The organism is Bifidobacterium sp. CP2 (assembly GCF_018555635.1).
Taxonomy (GTDB): Bacteria; Actinomycetota; Actinomycetes; order Actinomycetales; family Bifidobacteriaceae; genus Bifidobacterium; species Bifidobacterium saguinibicoloris.
This window is the reverse complement of the sequence record NZ_JAFEJX010000008.1, coordinates 1-18,764: the sequence shown is the minus strand read 5'-3', so window position 1 is coordinate 18,764 and position 18,764 is coordinate 1. Positions and strand designations below refer to the sequence as shown.

The following is an 18,764-nucleotide window of genomic DNA, read 5'->3' as shown; positions in this document are numbered from 1 at the left end:
GTGACCGGCGATGGCCGATGACGACGCGTGACGTCCGATGACGCAGTGAGGCCCGGAATCCGATGGGATTCCGGGCCTCACTGTCGTTGCGCGATGCGTGCGATGTGCGCGATGCGTACGCCGTCCGGCGCGCGCCATTCCACGCGCGCCTTAGGCCGCCCCACACGTCCTCACGCCGACTGGCGCACCACCAGGTCGGTGTCCACGTACACGGTGTGCGGGGAGCGGATGCCGTTGATGGCGTCGATGACGATCTGCGCCATCACGCGGCCGCGGAGCTCCATGTGCTGGTCCACGGTGGTGAGCGCCGGCGTGATGGACGTGGCGGCGACGCTGTTGTCGAAGCCGGAGACGGCCACGTCGCGCGGCACGGCGCGGCCCAGACGGTGCAGCTCCTCGATGACGCCCACGGCGAGCGTGTCGTTGGCGCACACGATGGCGTCGAGCCCTTCGAGCGTGCCGTCCTCGTGCCAGCCGTGCACCACGGCGGCGCCGGAGGCGGTCTTCCAGTCGTCCACGTAGCTCACCGGATGGTCCTCGCCGGTGGGCAGCAGTTCGTTGGTGACGTTGACGAACGCGGCCATGCGCTCCGGTGCGCCGGGCATGTTCATGGGGCCGCAGATGTAGGCGGGGTGGCGGCGTTCGAGTGTGTGCCCGTCCGGCATGAGCACGTGGCGCACGAGCCCGCTCATCGCGCCGAGGTTGTCCACGTCCACGGACGGGCAGGGCATGACCTCCTTGAATCCGGTGCCGGAGATGGCGGCGGGGATGGGGCGCTTCGCGAACACGTCGAGGATGGGGTCGTGGCGTTCGAGCGTGAACAGCAGGTAGCCGTCGGCGAATCCGCCGGCCACCATGCGCGCGATGTTCTGCGTGGACGTGTCGTTCTCGCTCATGAGGGTGACGAGTTGCCAGCCCTCCTCGGTGACGCGTGCGTTGGCGCTGGCCATGATCTGGAGGATGTTGGGGTCGGTGAGGATGTCCTGCGATTGTCCGTGGATGATGAGCGCGATGAGGTGGGTGCGCTGCTGCGCGAGCGAGCGCGCGTTGGCGCTGGGCGTGTAGTCGGTCTCCGCGATGGCCTTGTCGATGCGGGCCGCGGTTTTGGCGGCGACGTTGGGATGCCCGTTGAGGTAGCGGGAGACGGTGGCGTAGGAGACGCCGGCGCGTTCGGCCACGTCGTAGATGGTCGCCTTGGGCTTGTCCTGCGGCGGTGCGACGGCCGACGCCTGCGGTGCGGCCGTGGGCGTCGCCGTGGCGTCCGATGCGTCGTGCGCCGGGCGCTCCTGCCGTGGCGCACGTGCGTCACCGGCGTCCGCCGGCTTTCCGGCCGTGGCGGCGGTCGTTTCGGCGTCCGTGGTGGTGGCGTGCGATGTCGTGGTCATGGTGGTCCGGTCCTGTGTGCTGGTCGGTCGCGGTCTCACGGCAAGGGGCGACCTCGCGCGATGGCCGGTGAAGGGATGTTACGTATCACATCACATGATAGGCGGCCCGGTGGAACGCGCCACACCGTAAGCGCTTAGACACGCTGGAGAATCAAAGTTATAAGCGCTTACAAAATCATGTATGATGATTGCTGATGATCGGTCACGAACCGTAGTGATCGGGAATCGGGAGCAAACGGAATCGATAGGAGATTCCAAGGAAGGAAGGACAGCAATGAAGCGACTTCATGCTGAACCCACACCGAGCGCGGGCGGAGGAGCCCTGCGCAAGGTGATGGCCGCCATCGCCGGCGCGGCGATGATGCTGACCATCGTGCCGTTCGCCGCATCGACCGCAGTGGCCGATGAAGCGGACTACACGGACAACGGCACGATCCACACCTACGCGGCCACCGGCGCCGGCACCGACGTGCTCGGCGACAAGACCGCCACGCCGGACGTGGCCTCGACCAAGTACCAGGTCAAGGCGAACGGCACGGACGTGGAGACGGTGCAATACAACGCCGCAGCGAACTACCCCGGCTCGGACGCCGGCTACCACTTCGACATCGCGCGCTTCGCCTCCAACTCGCGCACGCCGAAGCTCGAAGTCACCCTGCCGAACGTGGAGATCAACACCGTCCACATCTACCCCGAGCACTACTACGAGGGCAAGTACACCGTCAGCCCGGACAAGCACACGCTGACCTTCCAGATGGAGCAGTCCCTCAACTACGTCATCGTCATGATCAACGGCGACGCCACCAACAAGGACGGCAAGCCGTACCTCGCCGTCATCAACGACCCGCTCGAAGAGGACGCCGCCAAGCCGGACGCCGCCGCTGGCTCCTCCGCCGACGAGAAGGCGTGGGGCTACAACGAGACCACCGGCGTCGTCAACTTCCAGACCTTCGCCAAGAAGTACCTCGAATCGGACGCCGGGACGAAACTGCCCGACGGCAAGACCACCGTGAAGAAGCAGGAGGCCATCGCCTCCCACCACACCTCGCTGTGGAACGACGGCAAAGGCACCGAAATCGGAGGACAGACCGCCAAGGGCGTCACCTCCGAAGGCAAGATCGTCGACGCCTCCACCGTCGACGTCGCCTACCCGAACCAGCGTAAGATGAGCGCCGACGACTCCACCTACGCGCTGCAGGCTGCCTTCGACTTCATCGAGAACAAGGGCGCCACCCTCAACACCCTGTACCTCCCCGACGGCACCTACACCTGGGGCGGCCTCGACGTCAACGGCGTCGACGGCAGCAAGGTCAAGGGCGGCACGCTCAAGATCTACACCGAAGACGGCGCGCTCATGCTCAACCGCGTGCAGGCCTACCGTGAGGCCCAGGAGCCCGCCATCGGCATCTGGAACTCCAAGAACATCGAGATCTCCGGCCGCGGCATCTACGACGGCAACGGCGTGAAGAACTACTCCGGCCGCAACAAGGGCGCCTCCGGCGACAGGAACGACGCCTACATGAGCCAGCACCAGGCCGGCGTCATGGTCGTCCACTCCAGCGACATCACCTTCAACGACACGTACATGCGCGGCGCCAAGCAGTGGAACTGGGAGACGCACACCGCCAAGAACGTGACGTTCAACAACATCAAGGGCCTCACCCCGTACGGCATGCCCTGGGGCGACGGCATGGACTTCGCCTCCGGCCAGAACCTCACCGTCAACGGCGCGCTCACGCTCGGCAACGACGACACCTTCGCCTCCGGCCACTACAACCCCGGCCGCTGGTACCAGTACGACAAGCCCGACCTCTACAACAAGATGTTCGGCTTCAACGGCTCCAACCCCAACATCCAGGGCTACGACGACTCCGTCGGCGCCTACGACGCGTTCGTCGCCTCCCATGGCGTCGACAACGACGACTGGGACGACGCCGACAGCCACGACATCACCCTCAACAACACGCTCGGATGGTCCGTGGCGGCCGGCAACGGCATCCGCCTCGGCCATGAGGCCCACGGCTACCAGCTGAAGAACTACACGTTCAACAACTTCAACTCCCTGGGCTTCCAGGGCGGCGGCCGCGCCATCACCATCCAGAACCACACCGACATCTACCCGCGCTACGAGAACATCGTCATCACGAACTCCTCGTTCGACACCTCCCGCGTGGGCAGGAACTTCGACATCAACGGCGCCGACGGCTCCAGCAAGGTCACCGTCAAGGCGGCCGACCAGGCGGCCAACGGCTACCGTCCCAACCCGGACGGCTCCGGCAAGGACTACAACGTCGACCGCACGCCCATCGGCAACGTGACCATCGACAAGGTCTGGTTCTCCAACGCGAACGCGCGCTTCGACCTCACCAACACCACCAACGCCACCGTCAACGACCTGTACGTGGGCGGCAAGCAGGTGCAGTACAGCAACCAGGTCACCTTCGCGCAGAACGCCGTGGGCAAGCTCGCCTACACGTACACGGACGCGGACGGCAAGACGCAGGACGTCAAGCAGAACACCGTGCCCACGTTCACCTCCCCGGACTCCGACTCCATCACCGTCAAGGCCGGCGAACAGCTCTCGCTCGACGTGACCGTGAACGACCCGGACGTGGCGAACGGCGACAACGTCAAGATCACCACCTCCGACCTGTCCGGCCTCAAGGGCGCTTCGTTCGACCCCGCCGCCAACAAGCTCACCTGGACCCCGGGTGAGGACCAGATCGGCGAATACCCGGTCACGTTCACCGCGGCCGACGCCGGCGCCCAGGCGGGCGACTACGACCCCACCGTCAAGACCGTCACCATCAAGGTGATCTCCGCCAAGTCCGAAGTCAAGACCGTCACCTCCAGCGCCGACGCCTACGTCGCCTCCTGGAAGACGAACAAGAACAACGACTACAGCACGAATCCCGGCAACAAGAACACCGCCGGCTACTTCGCCGTGCGCAACGCGGACGGCAAGGGCCTGCTCGGCGAGCAGAACAAGAGCACCAGCACCGGTGACGGCACCGACGTCAAACTCGGCTTCGTCCAGTTCGACCTCTCCCAGTTCAAGGACAAGGAGCCCTCGCTTGCACAGCTCAAGCTCACGCTCATCGGACGCCGCTACGACACCGCCAACCGCGCCGACGAACAGATCGTCGTTGCACCGGTGAACGCCGACAAGCGCCTCGACGGCACCGCCTTCGACGGCACGCTCGCCGGCATGACCTGGAACACCCGCCCGAACTTCGACGCCGCCGCCGACGCGACCACCACCTCCGCCGCGTTCGACAACGGCAACAACGAAGTCCGCAGCGACGTGCCCGGATCCGTCGACGGTGCCACCGTGACCGTTGACGTCACCAAGGCCGTGCAGGACGCGCTCAAGGCCGGCAAGACCACGCTCACGCTGGCCGTCGGCGGCAAGTACGCCAACGACGAGCTGTACTTCGTGAACACGAAGGGCGCCGCCGAAGGCACCTACGGCGCCAAGGCCGCGCAGGCCCCCACGCTCGACGTCACCCTGCCCGTCGAGTCCGGCGCCACCAAGCCGAACCCGCCGGCCACCGACGTGCCCACCACGGACAAGGTCCCCACCTACACCAAGTTCGAAGCCATCGCCGACCCCGGCACCAAGGACAAGAACTACTTCCAGCCGCTCTGGTACGCCAAGGACTCCGCCGACTCCACCAGCGGCGAGCACATCCAGGCCCACGGCGGCCAGATCGTGCCCGTCCAGGAGAACGGCAAGACCGTGTACTACTGGTATGGCGAGGACCGCTCCTCCGGCTACTACAACTCGCACGGCGTGCACGTCTACCGGTCCGAGGACCTCATGAATTGGACGGACCAGGGCGTGGCCCTGCGCTCCATCTACTACGATGACGAACTCAAGGACGACAGCTACTTCACCGACCTGTACGGTCTGAAGGACGCGTCCGGCAAGTTCGACGAAGCCAAGGCCAAGAAGCTCGCGTTCTACCTCAACACCAACACCGACGAGAACGGCGACGGCGTCAAGGACAACGAGAATGCGATCTTCGAACGCCCGAAGGTGCTCTACAACGCCAAGACCAAGAAGTACGTGATGTGGTGGCACGCGGACGGCACCAAGACCGTCGAATCGACCGCCAACTACGAGCGCTCCCTGGCCGGCGTGGCCGTCTCCGACTCCCCCACCGGACCGTTCAAGATGGTCGGCGCCTACCGCCTGCCCAACCGCCAGGACTACAAGACCGGCCACAAGAACGCCGTGCCCGGCGGCTCCCGCGACATGACGGTCTTCCAGGACGACGACGGCACCGCGTACGTGATCTACTCCTCCGAGGAGAACCGCACGCTGTACATCGCCAAGCTCAACGACGACTACACCAACGTGGTCAAGACCACGAAGGACACGTCCAAGGTGGCCGACGTCGACCTGCAGTACTCCGAAAGCGGCGAGTACCCGTACACGCTGGCCGACGGCGGCGACGGCGCACCGGTCTCCGGACAGGACTTCGTCATCGTCAAGGACCGCGGCATGCTCGAAGCGCCCGCCATGTTCAAGAACAACGGCAAGTACTACATCGTCGCCTCCGGCGCCACCGGATGGGCCCCGAACAAGCAGACCTACTACACGTCGGACACCGTGTTCGGCACGTGGATCCGCGGCGTTCAGGCCGACGACCAGTACGAGAACACCGCGTTCAGCGCCCTGCCCGAAGGCGCCGACGGCCTGCTGAGCGTGGGCGACACCCGCGGCTCCACGTTCGGCTCGCAGACCGCCTCCGTGTTCAAGGTGGCCGAGAACAAGTTCATCTACATCGGCGACCGCTGGAACTCCGGCAAGGCCAGCTCCACCTACGTGTGGCTGCCGATCTCCGTGAACCAGACCACCGGTGCGCTCACCATGCAGAACCCCGCCACGCAGGACGCCTCCGCGTACGGCGACGGCTGGGGCCTGAACTACTGGGACGAGACGGCCGACAACCCGCTCAACCTCGCGTCCATCACCATCGACGGCAAGGCCGTGGCCAACTTCGACGGCGGCACCACCACGTACGGCGTGAACATCGGCGCCTGGGGCAAGGCCCCGACCGTCGACGCCGTCGCAGCCAACCCGGACGACGTGACCGTGACGACCGACGTGAACACCGCACGCGCCATCATCACCGTCACCTCCAAGACGGACCCGACCAAGACGCGCGTCTACACGGTGCGCTTCACCACCACCACGGAAGGCTGCAAGGCTGTCTCCGACCCGTGGAAGACCACGAGCTGGGGCAACGCCGGCACGTTCTGCCAAGGTGAGACCGACGGCTCGTTCCTCGTCACCGACGCCTCCAACAACGGCGCCTGGACGAACAAGGACAACCTCTCCGCCATCTACCAGTCCGCGAAGCTCGGCGTGGGCGACTCCATCGAGACGACCATCACCTCCTCGCAGGCCGGCAACAACACCGATCCGCGCGCCGGCATCATCGTGCGCAACGACCTGAGCGCCGCCGGCCAGGGCAAGGCCCACGGCTACGCGCTGCTCGCCGCCAGCCCGAACGGAGCCTACTTCCAGACGGACTCCAACAACAACGGGTTCATCGACAAGCAGTCCGACACCGTCGCCGAAGCCGCCAGCTCCGTCGACACGCCGGTCTCCCTCAAGCTCGTGCGCAACAGCGCCACCGAACTCGAAGGCTTCACCCGCCTCGCCGGATCCGACGAGTGGAAGAGCCTCGGCAAGGTGACCCTGGGCGATGACGCCGCCGAACGTCTCGACGTCGGCGTGTTCGCCACCTCCAACAACGCCAAGGGCGACTACACCGTCATCTTCGACGGCACCGCGGTGACGGCGAAGGGCGAGCCCGAACCCGAACCCACGGTGACCGGCATCACCGTGGACGCCACCGGCGCGGACACCGAGTACACCGTCGGCGACACCTTCTCCGCGGACGGCCTCAAGGTCGCCAAGACCATGTCCTCCGGCGACCCGGTCGAAGTCGGTTCCGACGGCTACACCGTGTCCGCGGTGGACCCCGACGGCAAGGCGGTCGATCTGACCAAGCCGTTCGCCGAAGCCCTCGGCGGCAAGAAGGTCACCGTGACCGTCGCCCTCAAGGACGACGCCACCAAGACCGCCTCCTACGAGGTGACCGTCAACGCCAAGCCGGTCACGCCGCCCGCCACGGTGACGGTCAAGTCCATCGCCGTGACTTCCGGCCCCACCAAGACCGAATACACCGTGGGTGACGCGTTCTCCGCGGACGGCCTCAAGGTGACCGCCACGCTGTCCGACGGCAAGACCCGCGAGCTCAAGCTCGGCGAGGACTACGTGCTCACCGGCTTCGACTCCTCGAAGGCGTCCGACGCGGTCAAGGTCACCGTGACCTACACCGGCAAGGATGCGGCCGAGGGCCTCAAGCCCGTCACCTTCACCGTGAAGGTCAAGGCGAAGGCCGCCGGTGAAGGCGGTAACAGCGGTCAGGGCCAGGGCCAGGGTGGCAACTCCGGTCAGGGCGGCCAGGGCGGTTCCGGTAACGGCTCTGGTAACGGTGCGAACGGTGCGAAGAAGCCGGGTGCGGGTCTGTCGAAGACCGGTGCCTCGGTGACGGTGGCCGTGCTTGCCGCGGTGGCGCTGCTCGGCGCGGGCGTTGCGCTGACGGTGCTGCGTCGTCGCCGCGACGCCTGATTCGGTTGGTTCGGCTGGCCGCTCGGCGGTAGCCGACTGATGGCCGACTGACAGGGTCGTCGCCCTTCCCTCGGGAGGGGCGGCGGCCCTGTTCGCGTATCTGCCCGGAGGACGGCGATGCGGTTCGTCAGCCCGTGTCCAGCCTGTTTCGTTATCGGCCACTATCGGCCGCTATCGCCGATGCATCAGCGAACGCAACGTGGACAATCGTACTTCGGACAACAGAATCGCACAGAAGATCAGCGCGAACCCGACGGCGGTCGGCACGGTGACGCGCTCGCCGGTCAGCAGCACCGAGAACAGCACGCCGAACACGCTCTCCAGACACAGGATCAGCGACCCCTGGCTCGAAGGCACGCAGGCGAACGCGATGTTCTGGAAGATCTGCGCCATCAGCGTGGACACCAGCACCAGATACACGAACGAACCGATGACCTCCGGCGTGAACCAGCCGCGTGTGGGCAGCGGGTCGAACAGCAGGCCGCCCGCGGCGAACAGCACGCACGCGAAACCGAACTCATAGAACGTGAGCGTCATCGCATCGTACTGCTTCGCCAGCATGCCGGTCAGCGTGATGTTCAGGCCGAACAGCGCGCCTCCCGCCAACGAGACCAGGTCGCCCGGGTCGATCAGCCCTCCGAGTGTGCCGATGCCACCGGCGCCGCCGACCCCACCGCCGGCACCCGCCTCCGCCATCGAGACGAACCCGACACCCACCAGACAGACGGCCGCGGCCGCCAGATTCCGCTTCGCCGGCCGGCGTTTCGTCAGCATCCACACCAGGAACGGCACCAGCACGCAGTATGTGGCCGTAAGGAACGCGTTGCGCCCCGGAGCGGTCATCGTCAGACCGGTCATCTGCACGAGGAACGCCGCCCAATAGGAGACGGCGAGCAGCAGGCCGGGAATCGCGATGCGCGCGAACGGCATGCGACGGATGCGCCGGAACGCCAGCAGACCGATGACCGCCGTGCCGAACAACAGGCGGATCGCCATCATCCACTGCACGGTGACGTGACCTGTCACGATCGACGAGAACGTGTAGCCGCCACCCCATCCGGCCGCGGTGGCAAGCAGCAACAGCCGTCCGAGCCATGCTGGCGTCGGGCGGCTGCTCAATGCGGGATCGAACTGCGACACGTCACGCAGTGTACGCGCGTCGCGCGTCGGGCTGGCCGGGGTGCGCGGAAAACGTGCGATGGGGTGCGTGCGACGTGCGGTCGGCGCACGATGGCGGCATGCGGTGTGCGACGATGCCGTGCGACGTGCGTGTGGCGCGACGACGCTATGGTGTGTGCTGTGCGTGGCGGCGCCGGGGTGTGCGATGCGTGGTGCCGTGCGGCCGTTGCGGCAGGCGCCGTCCTGATTGTCGTGCGGCGGTGCCGTCGGCAGGGCGTCGCACGGTGGCATCCGATGAAGCCCGATAGGTGTGGTGTTCGGCAGGTGGGGAGACCGGCGGTGTCCGATGGGACACCGACATGTCATTGCCGAGAGACGTGGATGATGACCGTTCCGTCGACGCGCGTGTCGTGCCGGCACGGATACGGGAGGGCCGGTGTCGGCAGCGGGTACCTGCCGCCGACACCGGCCCTGTTCGTCATTGCCGGGTGCGTACGCGACCGTGCGGCCTACGCACGCCCCATGCGGGTCACAGCACGCCCTGGGCGACCATCGCGTTGGCGACCTTGACGAAGCCGGCGGCGTTCGCGCCGAGCATCAGATCGCCTTCGTGGCCGTACTCCTTCGCCGCCTTCAGCGACTCCGCCACGATGGACTCCATGATGGACTTGAGCTTCGCGTCGACCTCCTCGAACGTCCAGGAGAGACGGTAGCTGTTCTGGCTCATCTCGAGGCCGGAGACGGCCACGCCGCCCGCGTTCGCGGCCTTGGCCGGGCCGTACAGCAGGCCGTTCTTCTGGTACACGGCGATGGCTTCCGGCGTGGACGGCATGTTCGCGCCTTCGCACACGACCTTGCAGCCGCCGGCGACGAGCGCCTCGGCCGAAGCGCCGTCGATCTCGTTCTGCGTGGCGCACGGCAGCGCGATGTCGCACGGCACGGTCCACACGCCGGAGCAGCCCTCATGGTATTCGGCGCCCGGCACGCGTTCCGCGTACTCCTTGATGCGGCCGCGCTCCACTTCCTTGATCTGCTTGACCACGTCGACCTTGATGCCGTCCGGATCGTAGACGTAGCCGTTGGAATCGGACACGGTGACGACCTTCGCGCCCAGCTGCTCGGCCTTCTCGGTGGCGTAGATGGCCACGTTGCCGGAGCCGGAGATCACGACGGTCTTGCCTTCGAACGAATCACCGCGCAGCACGCGCAGCGCCTCCTGCGTGTAGTAGCAGACGCCGTAGCCGGTGGCCTCGGTGCGGGCAAGCGAGCCGCCGAACTCCAGGCCCTTGCCGGTGAGCACGCCGGAGTATTCGTCGCGGATGCGCTTGTACTGGCCGAACAGGTAGCCAATCTCACGCGCGCCCACGTTGATGTCGCCGGCGGGAACGTCGGTGAACTGGCCGATGTGACGGCACAGTTCGGTCATGAACGCCTGGCAGAAGCGCATGACCTCGGCGTCGGACTTGCCCTTCGGGTCGAAGTCGGAGCCGCCCTTGCCGCCGCCCATCGGCAGCGTGGTCAGGCTGTTCTTGAGGATCTGCTCGAAGCCGAGGAACTTGATGACGCCCTCATTGACGGTGGGGTGGAAACGCAGACCGCCCTTGTACGGTCCGATGGCGGAGTTGAACTGCACGCGGTAGCCGCGGTTCACCTGCACCTTGCCTTCGTCGTCGGTCCAGGCGACGCGGAACTTGACCACGCGCTCCGGCTCCACAAGGCGCTCCAGCACGCCCGCCTTCTCGTATTCCGGGTGCTTCTCGACCACCGGCTGAAGGCTTTCGAAGACCTCCTGCACGGCCTGCAGGAATTCCGGCTGGTCGCCGTCGCGCTTCTCGACCTGCGCGTAGACGCGCTTGACGTACTCGTCCGTGAGCATGGATTACTCCCCTTTGGGTTGGATCATTGATAGACGATTCCGATTGTAGGCGTGCGTCCCGCGTCACGGCAAGAGGTCTGTCCACGGGCGATTGCGGGAGGGGACGTGCGTGCCGGTCCGGAGCGGGCAGGTGCTCCGGCGGTACAATGGCCGTATCGAGGAAGAGGTTTTCGGGGCTTTCGCAAGGGTCATCGTCGAACCGGCGCAGGCTTGGGCGGGTTCTCCAAACCACGATGAAGAAGGGTGGGTGCGACATGAAATACTGCGCACATTGCGGACAACCAATCGCCGACGGTGCAACGTTCTGCGGCTCCTGCGGAGCTCCCGCGGCCGGCGCGGAACCATCCGCGGGATACCGGGGACAGGACGCGTCCGCACCGTCGGCGCAGCCCTACGGATCCTACGGCCAGACGGCATCGATCCCCACGCAAGCCGCCACGCCGGCCGACCGGCAGCCCACGCAGGCCATCCCCGTCATGCCGCAGTCGGCCGCGGCCGAGACGCAAGCGCTGCCTCCGCTGCCCGGCGCGGCCATGTCGAACGCGGCGACGCAGACCATGCCACCTCTGCCCGGCGCCGTATCGGGCGCCGCGGCCACCCAGACCATGCCGCCGCTGCCGGGGCAGCCGGTCCAGCAGGCCCAACCGGTCCAGCAGGGGTGGACGGGCCAGCCGGGCGTACCGGCATCGGACGGCAACATCGCAGCCGGCGCATACGGCGTTCCCGCCGTCGAAAGCGTGCCGGGCGGCGGCGTGCCGCTGCCGGAATCGCCCGCCATGCCGGGGGCTCCCGTGCAGGGCGTGCCCGGAAACGGCGTACCGGGTGTGCCGGGACCGGGTGTTCCCGGACCGGGCGGCGTCCCCCTGCCCGGCGTGCCGGGCGTACCGGGCGCGGGCGTGCCGGGCGTTCCGGTCCCCGGCGCACCCGGTGCGGCCCCCATCCCGGCGCCCGCGCCGCGCAAACGCGGACTGGGCGGCGGCGCCATCGCCGGCATCATCGGCGGCGTCGTGGCCGTCATCCTCGTCGTGGCGCTTGCGTTCATCATCCCGAACCTCACCGCCGTGAAGATGATGCTCGGATTCCGCCCCAACAACCCGCTCGTCGTCACCTACGACGCGCTCGCGTCGATCGAAGACCTGCAGAGCACACGCTACGAACTCGCCATCGACTCGGGCGAATCCGGCAGCAAGGCCACGTTCTCCGGCGCGTACTCGCTCGGCAAGACCACCGACGAATCGATGCTGTACGTGGAAGCCAAGATGCCGGACTACATGACCGTGCGCGGCGCATGGCAGCACGGAAACGTCGGCCTCTACGAGAAGAACGAATACATGTCCGGCCTCGACTGGTATGGGGACATGGACCAGGACTTCTACTACTACATGAGCGGCGAGAAGCTCCGCAGCGGACTGCGCAGCAGCCTCGGACGCGAATGGTCGCAGGTGGTCCTCGACACCAAGGACGCGCTCGTCAAGAACGGCAAATGGGACATCGCCGGCGCGCAGAAGACGTTCCTCGAGCAGTCGGCCAAGGCGAACGGCGACGAATCGCTCGACGACTACCTCGACCAGATGAAACGCACCCAACCCACCGACGACGAAGCGAAGGACATCGCCAAGTTCTCGATGAAGTTCTTCGGCGAGGAACTGGAGAAGAAGGATGTGGACGAGGCGATCTTCCCCACGAAGAAATCCGAGCGCACCTCCACCGGATCCACGAAGCTCACCTATGAGTTCGACATCGCCGAGTTCGTGCACCGGCTCGCCGCCTACTGGCAGGACCACGAGGACGACTACCCCGGCATGCGCGACTACATGATCCGCGTGATCAAGGAAAGCAACCACTCCACCACCGGAGAGGCGAGCAAGTCGCTGGACGACGCCATCGACCAGATGCTGGACGTCAAGCGCAGCGAGGCGCCGCAGATCGAGGTCACGCTCGACTACGGCGAAGGCCGGACCCTCAACGAGCTGAGCCTGGACCTCACCCAGGATCGGGCGCACATCACCGCGGACCTCAAGCTCACCGACAAGGGCAAGGTGTCCGTGGACGACGAGGATGTGACCGACTTCATGAAGGACGCCAAGCGCGAGAACGATGCGTCGTCCTCGTCCTCGCTGTTCTGAGTTCTGGGCTGGTTCGGGGCTGGTTGAGGCGGCTGGTTGGCTTGAGGCTGTTCGGGCTGAGGAGACGGTCGGTCTGAGTGGTCTGAGTGGTCTGAGTGGTCTGGTTGAGTCGGCCGGTCCGGCCGGCCGCCTCATGGATACGGGAATCCCCCGTTCGGGCATGCGTCCGGACGGGGGATTTCTTGGTTGCGTCGGGTCACGCGGTGACCACACCGCGGCCATAGGCAGGTCATACAGCGGGTCACGCGGCAGGCCACGCCGCAGCCATGCGCCAATCACGCGCCGATCACGCCGCGCGGGCGATGGCCTGCTCACGGAGCCGTAAAGCGGGGAACCCGGTGGGTTCCCCGTAGGCGACGCCGAGCGGCGGCAGCCGTGAGGCAGTCATGCCGCGCGGGCGATGGCCTGCTCATAATCCCGCGTACCCTTGAACACCTCGCGGGTCCACGGGTTGACGCCCTGGCGCTTCGCGCGCACAAGGATGTAGCCGAGCGCGAGCACGTTCGCGACGAGCGCCACCAGCGAGACCGCCAGGTTCACGTTCGGGTTGTTCACCGACTGCGTGGAGAACACCGAGTAGTCCTGGAACATCGGGAACACCTGCGCGAACATGCACCAGATGGCCAGCGTGTTGGCGCGGTTCTGGATCCAGCCGCCCTTGTTCCACAGGGCGTTGGCCACGGTGGGGGCGAGCAGCAGCGCCAGGCCGCAGTACCAGGAGTGGGTGGGCAGGCAGTTGTACGTGTAGCAGAAGTTCCACAGGTCGTAGGCGACGATGAACACCCAGGTCATGTCCGGCCAGAGCATGTCGTCCTTCTTCTTGGACACGTAGATGCCGAACCAGCCGGTCATGCAGGCGATGTTGATGAGGCCGGCCACGCCGTTGAACACGTTGTGCCAGCCGCCCATGAGGGTCACGCCTTCGGTGGAGACCCAGGTGGTGCCCCAGGCGCGGAACGCGGATTCGAAGTCGGAGACCACGGCGATGAGGATGTTGATGGCGACGATCACAAACGGGAAGCACTTGAACCATTCGGATTTGCCGATCGAGCCCCACTTGTATTTGAGCGCCATGAAGCCGATGCAGCCGGCGGTGGCCGCGTAGAGCTTCGCGTAGTGGAACCAGCTGGTCATGTGGACGTACGTGGGGTTGCTCAGCGCCCACTGCGCGCCCATGGCTGCGGCCGTGTAGATGGTCACGAAGTAGATGGTCAGCACCGCCGGCACGACGAGGAAGGCGATGATGCCTCCGGTCTTGGTGCGGCGGGCCAGTTCGTTGGCGCCGATGAGGCAGCAGAAGACGAGGATCCATCCGATCCACTGGTAGACGGCGTTGTCGCCGTAGACCTGAAACAGCATGGTTTCCGGTTCCTTTCTGGTTCCGTGCGATCGGTCCGGCCGTGTCCGTCAGCCCGCAGCCGTTGCGTTGTCGCCGTATCCGCCGTATGCGACCGCGGCTCGTGCGGTTGCGTGCGGGCGCACGTATGTGCGTCGGCTTCGGCGTGGCAGCTCCGCGATGGTCCGTTGTGCGGTGCGGGTCATCGCGTGGTGTGGGCTGCCGTGCGGTGCAGGTTGCGGCGGCCCGCGGTGGTCCGTCGCGTGGTGTCGGCCGCCCGTCGTCGGGCCGCCGATCGCGTGGGTGACGCCGCGTTGTTGACGTGGTGTCAATTTCTCTCGCGGCTTATTCTAGACCCGCTGTTGACATGATGTCAACACAGGTGGGTCGTTGGGGTGTGGTCGGTGGGTCGTGCCGGTGGGTTGTGTTGGGCGTGCTGATGCCGGTTTGTTGGGTCGCGCCTGATGGTTCTGCGGCCCCGGAGTGCGGAAACGGTGCGATTGCGTGTTCCGGCCCGTGGGGTTGTGGTCCGGAGTGGGGAAATCCGTGTGATTGGTCTTCCGGTGGCACGATTCGTGGCCCCGGAGTGTGCGAAAGGCCTGTTTCCGCGTTCCGGCCCACTGTGCTGTGGTCCGGAACGCGTGTATGCCCTGGATTGTCGTTCCGGGTGCGATGGTTCGTGCCGGTGAGTTGTGTTGGGCGTGCTGATGCCGGTTTGCTGGGTCGCGCCTGATGGTTCTGTGGCCCCGGATTCGTCCCGTCGTGCGATATGCGTGCGATATGCGCGCGTTTGGCGCGCACCGGACCCGCCTTCGGCGGCGCATGCACGATGCGTCCAGGGCCGACCCGACCCCTCGAAGGGCACTGGGCGTGATAACGAAAAACCCTCGGAATCGGCTTGATTCCAAGGGTTTCATCCAGTCATCCGAACCGTGTCATTCGTGGAGCATACCGGGTTCGAACCGGTGACCCTCTGCTTGCAAAGCAGATGCGCTACCAGCTGCGCCAATGCCCCGAACATTCAGGGGTGACATCGTTCGGCTCTGGATAGAAAAAAAGAGCGGCTCAAACATGGCCGCTGGTTTTTCCTGTGGGCCCGGGAGGACTTGAACCTCCGACCTCATCCTTATCAGGGATGCGCTCTAACCACCTGAGCTACGGGCCCGTCCGTGCACTTCAAAAGCGCACAAGTGGATATACTACATGCATTCCTCGTGCTGTCAACAGAAAACCGTCTTCGGCGTGTCGCGTTCTGCGGCATGCCCTACGGTTACCGGAGAACGTCCGGCGGAAGGAGATGCGATGTCGAGGAGCGTTGTCGCCAGCGGTCCCATCCGCGTTGCCGCGCATGCGACCGTTGAGGAACGCGTGCTCGACGTCGACGGGCTTGAAGTGCATGTCGAGCGCAAGCGCATCAGGAACATGTATCTGCGCGTCAAGCCTCCGGAGGGGCGCGTCGAGGTGTCCGCGCCGTTGCGGATGCCGTTGCGTACCATCACCGCCTTCGTGCGTGACCGCCGTGAATGGATCGTGATGCAGCGCCGACGCATGGAGGATGCGCGCCACGTCATGCTGGACCGGCTTGACGGACGGGCCGTCGCGCCGGACGTCGAGCCCGCCGCCGACTCCCCTACCCAGCCGTTTTGGACCGACGCCCGTCGTCGCGAGGCGGCCGCGGCCATCGAGGCGGCGCTGCCCGCCCTGCTCGCCAAGTGGGGGCCGATCATCGGCCGACGTCCCACGCACGTCACCTTGCGCCGCATGACCAGCCGATGGGGGTCCTGCACGCCCAAGACGGGCCGCATCCGTCTGAACCTCCAGCTGGGGCTCATGGAGCCGCGGTTCCTGGAGTATGTGCTCGTCCATGAGATGACGCACCTGTGGGAGCATGGCCATGGCCCGGGGTTCCAGCGCCGCATGGACGCCTATCTGCCCGGTTGGCGCGTGTTGCGCCGCGACCTTAACCGTCGCATGGTGCTGTAGCCGTCGCCCTGTCAGGTTTCATCCGATTGTCCGGTTTCGGATGTCCCGTCAGGCTTCGCCCGGCTTCTCCGCTTCCGCGGCCTGCGCGAGCAGCCGCGCCACGCGCTCGTTGACGGCCGCGGGCGATGCGATGGTGACGCGCACGCCGGGTTGCGGCCGTCGCGCGGCGTCACGTCCCGCCGTTCCGTCCGATTCCGCCGTTCCGTCCGATTTCGCGTCGCCGTCCGGCCCGGTTCTCGTCGCGAAGCCGCCCGTGGCGCCCGTCCGTATGTCTCGCATGTCCCGCATGTCCTGCATGGTCCCGTTCTCGTCCACCCATAGCCCCGGGCGAAACGGCCCTCCGGCGGCCACGCGGATATGATGCCGCGCGAGCAGTCGCATGGCGGCGGCCTCGCTGCGCACAGGCAGCCAGAGGTTGAGCCCGTCGCCCACGGGCACGTCCTGTCCGAAGCGCAGGAGCAGCGCGTGCATGGTCTTCTGGCGGGTGGCGTAGATGTGTCGCGCGTTCATGACGGTGCGGAACGTCTGCTTGTCGGCGAGCATCTCCACGAGGATCTCCTGCAGGAAGCGGCTCACCCATCCGGGGCCGAGCCGTCGTTGCGCGATGATCGCGTCGATGGCCCGCCGTGTGCCTGAGACGGCCGCGAGCCGCAGGTCCGGTCCGTGCGATTTCGAGAAGCTGCGGATGTGGATGACGTGCTCCGGCAGCCGGAGGGCCAGCGACACCGCGTACGCGTTGGCCACGTCACCGCTGTGGTCGTCCTCCACGATGACCGGCATGCCGTCCGACGCCGCCCCGCCGACGTCCGTCGTCCCGCTGCCCGTCGTCCCGCTGCCCGTCGTCCCGCTGCCCGTTGCACCGCCGCCCGTTTCACCGCCGCCATCCGTCGCCCCATCGCCGTCCGCCGCGTCCCGCCTCCACGCGATGAGTTCGTCGGCGAGTTCGTCCACGCGCTTCCGGCTCAGGCTGGCTCCGGTGGGGTTCTGCGCGCGCGGCTGCAGCACGATCATCGCGACGGCAGGACGGCCGCCTCTTCCTCGGCCGCCCGCCGCCACGTCTTCGCCCGCGTCCCCGCCGGCCTCCCCACCCGCGACGCCTGCCGCATCCAACGCCTTGCGCAGCAGATCCGGCCGCATGCCGTCGCCGTCCATCGGCACGCCCACCGCCGTGGCGCCGTGCGCGGCGACCATGTCGAGGATCACCGGATACGTGGGCGTTTCGACGACGACGGTGTCACCGGCGCGTACGAACGCGTCCATCGCGGCGGCGAGGCCGTCGCCGGCGCCGGACACCATCGTCATCGCCTCCGGATCGTACGGCCAGTTGCGCCGCAGCGCGCGTTCGAGCATCGGCAGGATGGTGGGGCCGTCGTAGGAGTTGACGAACGCCTTGCGTTTGCCGAGTTTGCCGAGGAACGGGCGGATGTCCGGCAGGAGCGTGAGGTCGGGCGTGCCTTTCGACAGGTCGGTGACGGTGCCGCCGCGTCCGTCGTCCCACGGCGCGTCGTCGGGTTGCGCGGGAGCGTCGTCGGCGCCGTATCGGCGTTCGCGCGACTGCGGCAGGATGAACGTGCCCGCGCGCCCGCGGGAGCGGAGCACGCCGGCGCGCGAAAGGGCGTGGTAGGCGCTGGAGACGGTGGCCGGGCTGATGTGCAGGTGGGCGGCCAGGTCGCGCACGGTGGGGAGGCGTTGGCCTTCGACGAGGATGTCCGACGCGGTGAGCGCGGTGATCGATTCGACGATGCGCTGCGGCGTGGCGGCGGTCTCGCGGGTGAGGATGAGCGCGGCGAGTTGTGTGACGTCCGCCGCGGTCGCCGGTCCGGCGACGCGTGCGTCCGGCGGTGTGGCCGCCGCCGGGCGGGATGGTGTGGGTTCCGGGCGTCGCGTCGATGCGGTCGCCGCCGATGCGGCAGGCGGCGTCGGGGTCCCGCCTGTGGCGGTGCGATCCGTAGGCGCGTCGCGCCCGTGTGCGTCGTCCATGCGTCCACCTCCCCCTGCGTTTCGCTTCCGTGCCTGTTGCGTTCGTGTTGCGGCCCACCGTATCCGACGCGTGCGCGCGAAGTACGTTTCGTCGTGTTTCCGATTGGTTTCCGGCAGAGGTCCGTGTCTAGTCTCAGCGGATAGTTGACGCATGTCTCGGGGCATGGTTGACGCCATGTCCTTGGGCATGGTTGACGCCATGTCCTGGGGCATGGTTGACGGGTGTCTCGGGGCATGGTTTACAGGTCGCCGGTTGTTGACCATGTATGGATACACAGTCACAGCAGCGGTCGGCATCATCATCCATCGA

The 18,764-nt window shown here is 66.7% G+C and carries 8 protein-coding genes and 2 tRNA genes; 3 read left to right on the top strand and 7 right to left on the bottom strand.

What is annotated here, in order from left to right; translation table 11 throughout:
* Nucleotides 1-170: 170 nt before the first annotated feature.
* A complete protein-coding gene (locus JS531_RS07380; protein WP_214314612.1) occupies nt 171-1,385 on the bottom strand; it encodes a LacI family DNA-binding transcriptional regulator in 1,215 nt (404 codons plus the stop codon).
* Nucleotides 1,386-1,659: 274 nt separating this feature from the next.
* Here JS531_RS07380 and JS531_RS07375 point away from each other — a divergent pair, with 274 nt between their 5' ends.
* On the top strand, nt 1,660-8,034 hold the full coding sequence (locus JS531_RS07375) for a bacterial Ig-like domain-containing protein (protein WP_214314610.1): 6,375 nt from the start codon (nt 1,660-1,662) through the stop codon (nt 8,032-8,034).
* A gap of 171 nt (nt 8,035-8,205) precedes the next feature.
* Here the strand turns inward: JS531_RS07375 and JS531_RS07370 are convergent, their stop codons facing one another.
* Entirely contained in the window at nt 8,206-9,114 is a 909-nt protein-coding gene (locus JS531_RS07370) for a DMT family transporter (protein ID WP_214314608.1), read from the bottom strand.
* Between the two features lie 568 nt (nt 9,115-9,682).
* Nucleotides 9,683-11,029, bottom strand: coding sequence for an NADP-specific glutamate dehydrogenase (gene gdhA, locus JS531_RS07365; RefSeq protein ID WP_214314606.1), 1,347 nt, complete (start codon nt 11,027-11,029; stop codon nt 9,683-9,685).
* 254 nt (nt 11,030-11,283) lie between these two features.
* Here gdhA and JS531_RS07360 point away from each other — a divergent pair, with 254 nt between their 5' ends.
* Complete coding sequence (locus tag JS531_RS07360) at nt 11,284-13,155, top strand: zinc ribbon domain-containing protein (protein ID WP_214314604.1); 1,872 nt, start codon at nt 11,284-11,286, stop codon at nt 13,153-13,155.
* A 384-nt stretch (nt 13,156-13,539) separates the two neighbouring features.
* On the opposite strand, the gene JS531_RS07355 is transcribed toward JS531_RS07360, so the two are convergent.
* From JS531_RS07355 to JS531_RS07345, 3 genes are all read right to left on the bottom strand, one after another.
* Nucleotides 13,540-14,514, bottom strand: a complete 975-nt coding sequence (locus JS531_RS07355; RefSeq protein WP_214314602.1) for a DUF5692 family protein — start codon at nt 14,512-14,514, stop codon at nt 13,540-13,542.
* Between the two features lie 919 nt (nt 14,515-15,433).
* Nucleotides 15,434-15,506: transfer RNA gene (locus JS531_RS07350), tRNA-Ala, on the bottom strand.
* A gap of 76 nt (nt 15,507-15,582) precedes the next feature.
* Nucleotides 15,583-15,656 (bottom strand) — tRNA-Ile (locus tag JS531_RS07345).
* A 137-nt stretch (nt 15,657-15,793) separates the two neighbouring features.
* Between JS531_RS07345 and JS531_RS07340 the strand changes: the two genes are divergently transcribed.
* On the top strand, nt 15,794-16,474 hold the full coding sequence (locus JS531_RS07340) for a SprT-like domain-containing protein (RefSeq protein WP_214314600.1): 681 nt from the start codon (nt 15,794-15,796) through the stop codon (nt 16,472-16,474).
* 48 nt (nt 16,475-16,522) lie between these two features.
* On the opposite strand, the gene JS531_RS11110 is transcribed toward JS531_RS07340, so the two are convergent.
* Nucleotides 16,523-18,454, bottom strand: a complete 1,932-nt coding sequence (locus JS531_RS11110) for an aminotransferase class I/II-fold pyridoxal phosphate-dependent enzyme (protein ID WP_240542101.1) — start codon at nt 18,452-18,454, stop codon at nt 16,523-16,525.
* Between the last annotated feature and the right edge of the window lie 310 nt (nt 18,455-18,764).

Bases quoted from the DNA above. Each gene is read 5' to 3' on its own strand.
- JS531_RS07380 (WP_214314612.1), bottom strand. From the start codon at position 1,385: ATGACCACGACATCGCACGCCACCACCACGGACGCCGAAACGACCGCC.
- JS531_RS07375 (WP_214314610.1), top strand. From the start codon at position 1,660: ATGAAGCGACTTCATGCTGAACCCACACCGAGCGCGGGCGGAGGAGCC.
- gdhA (WP_214314606.1), bottom strand. From the start codon at position 11,029: ATGCTCACGGACGAGTACGTCAAGCGCGTCTACGCGCAGGTCGAGAAG.
- JS531_RS07360 (WP_214314604.1), top strand. From the start codon at position 11,284: ATGAAATACTGCGCACATTGCGGACAACCAATCGCCGACGGTGCAACG.
- JS531_RS07355 (WP_214314602.1), bottom strand. From the start codon at position 14,514: ATGCTGTTTCAGGTCTACGGCGACAACGCCGTCTACCAGTGGATCGGA.
- JS531_RS07340 (WP_214314600.1), top strand. From the start codon at position 15,794: ATGTCGAGGAGCGTTGTCGCCAGCGGTCCCATCCGCGTTGCCGCGCAT.
- JS531_RS11110 (WP_240542101.1), bottom strand. From the start codon at position 18,454: ATGGACGACGCACACGGGCGCGACGCGCCTACGGATCGCACCGCCACA.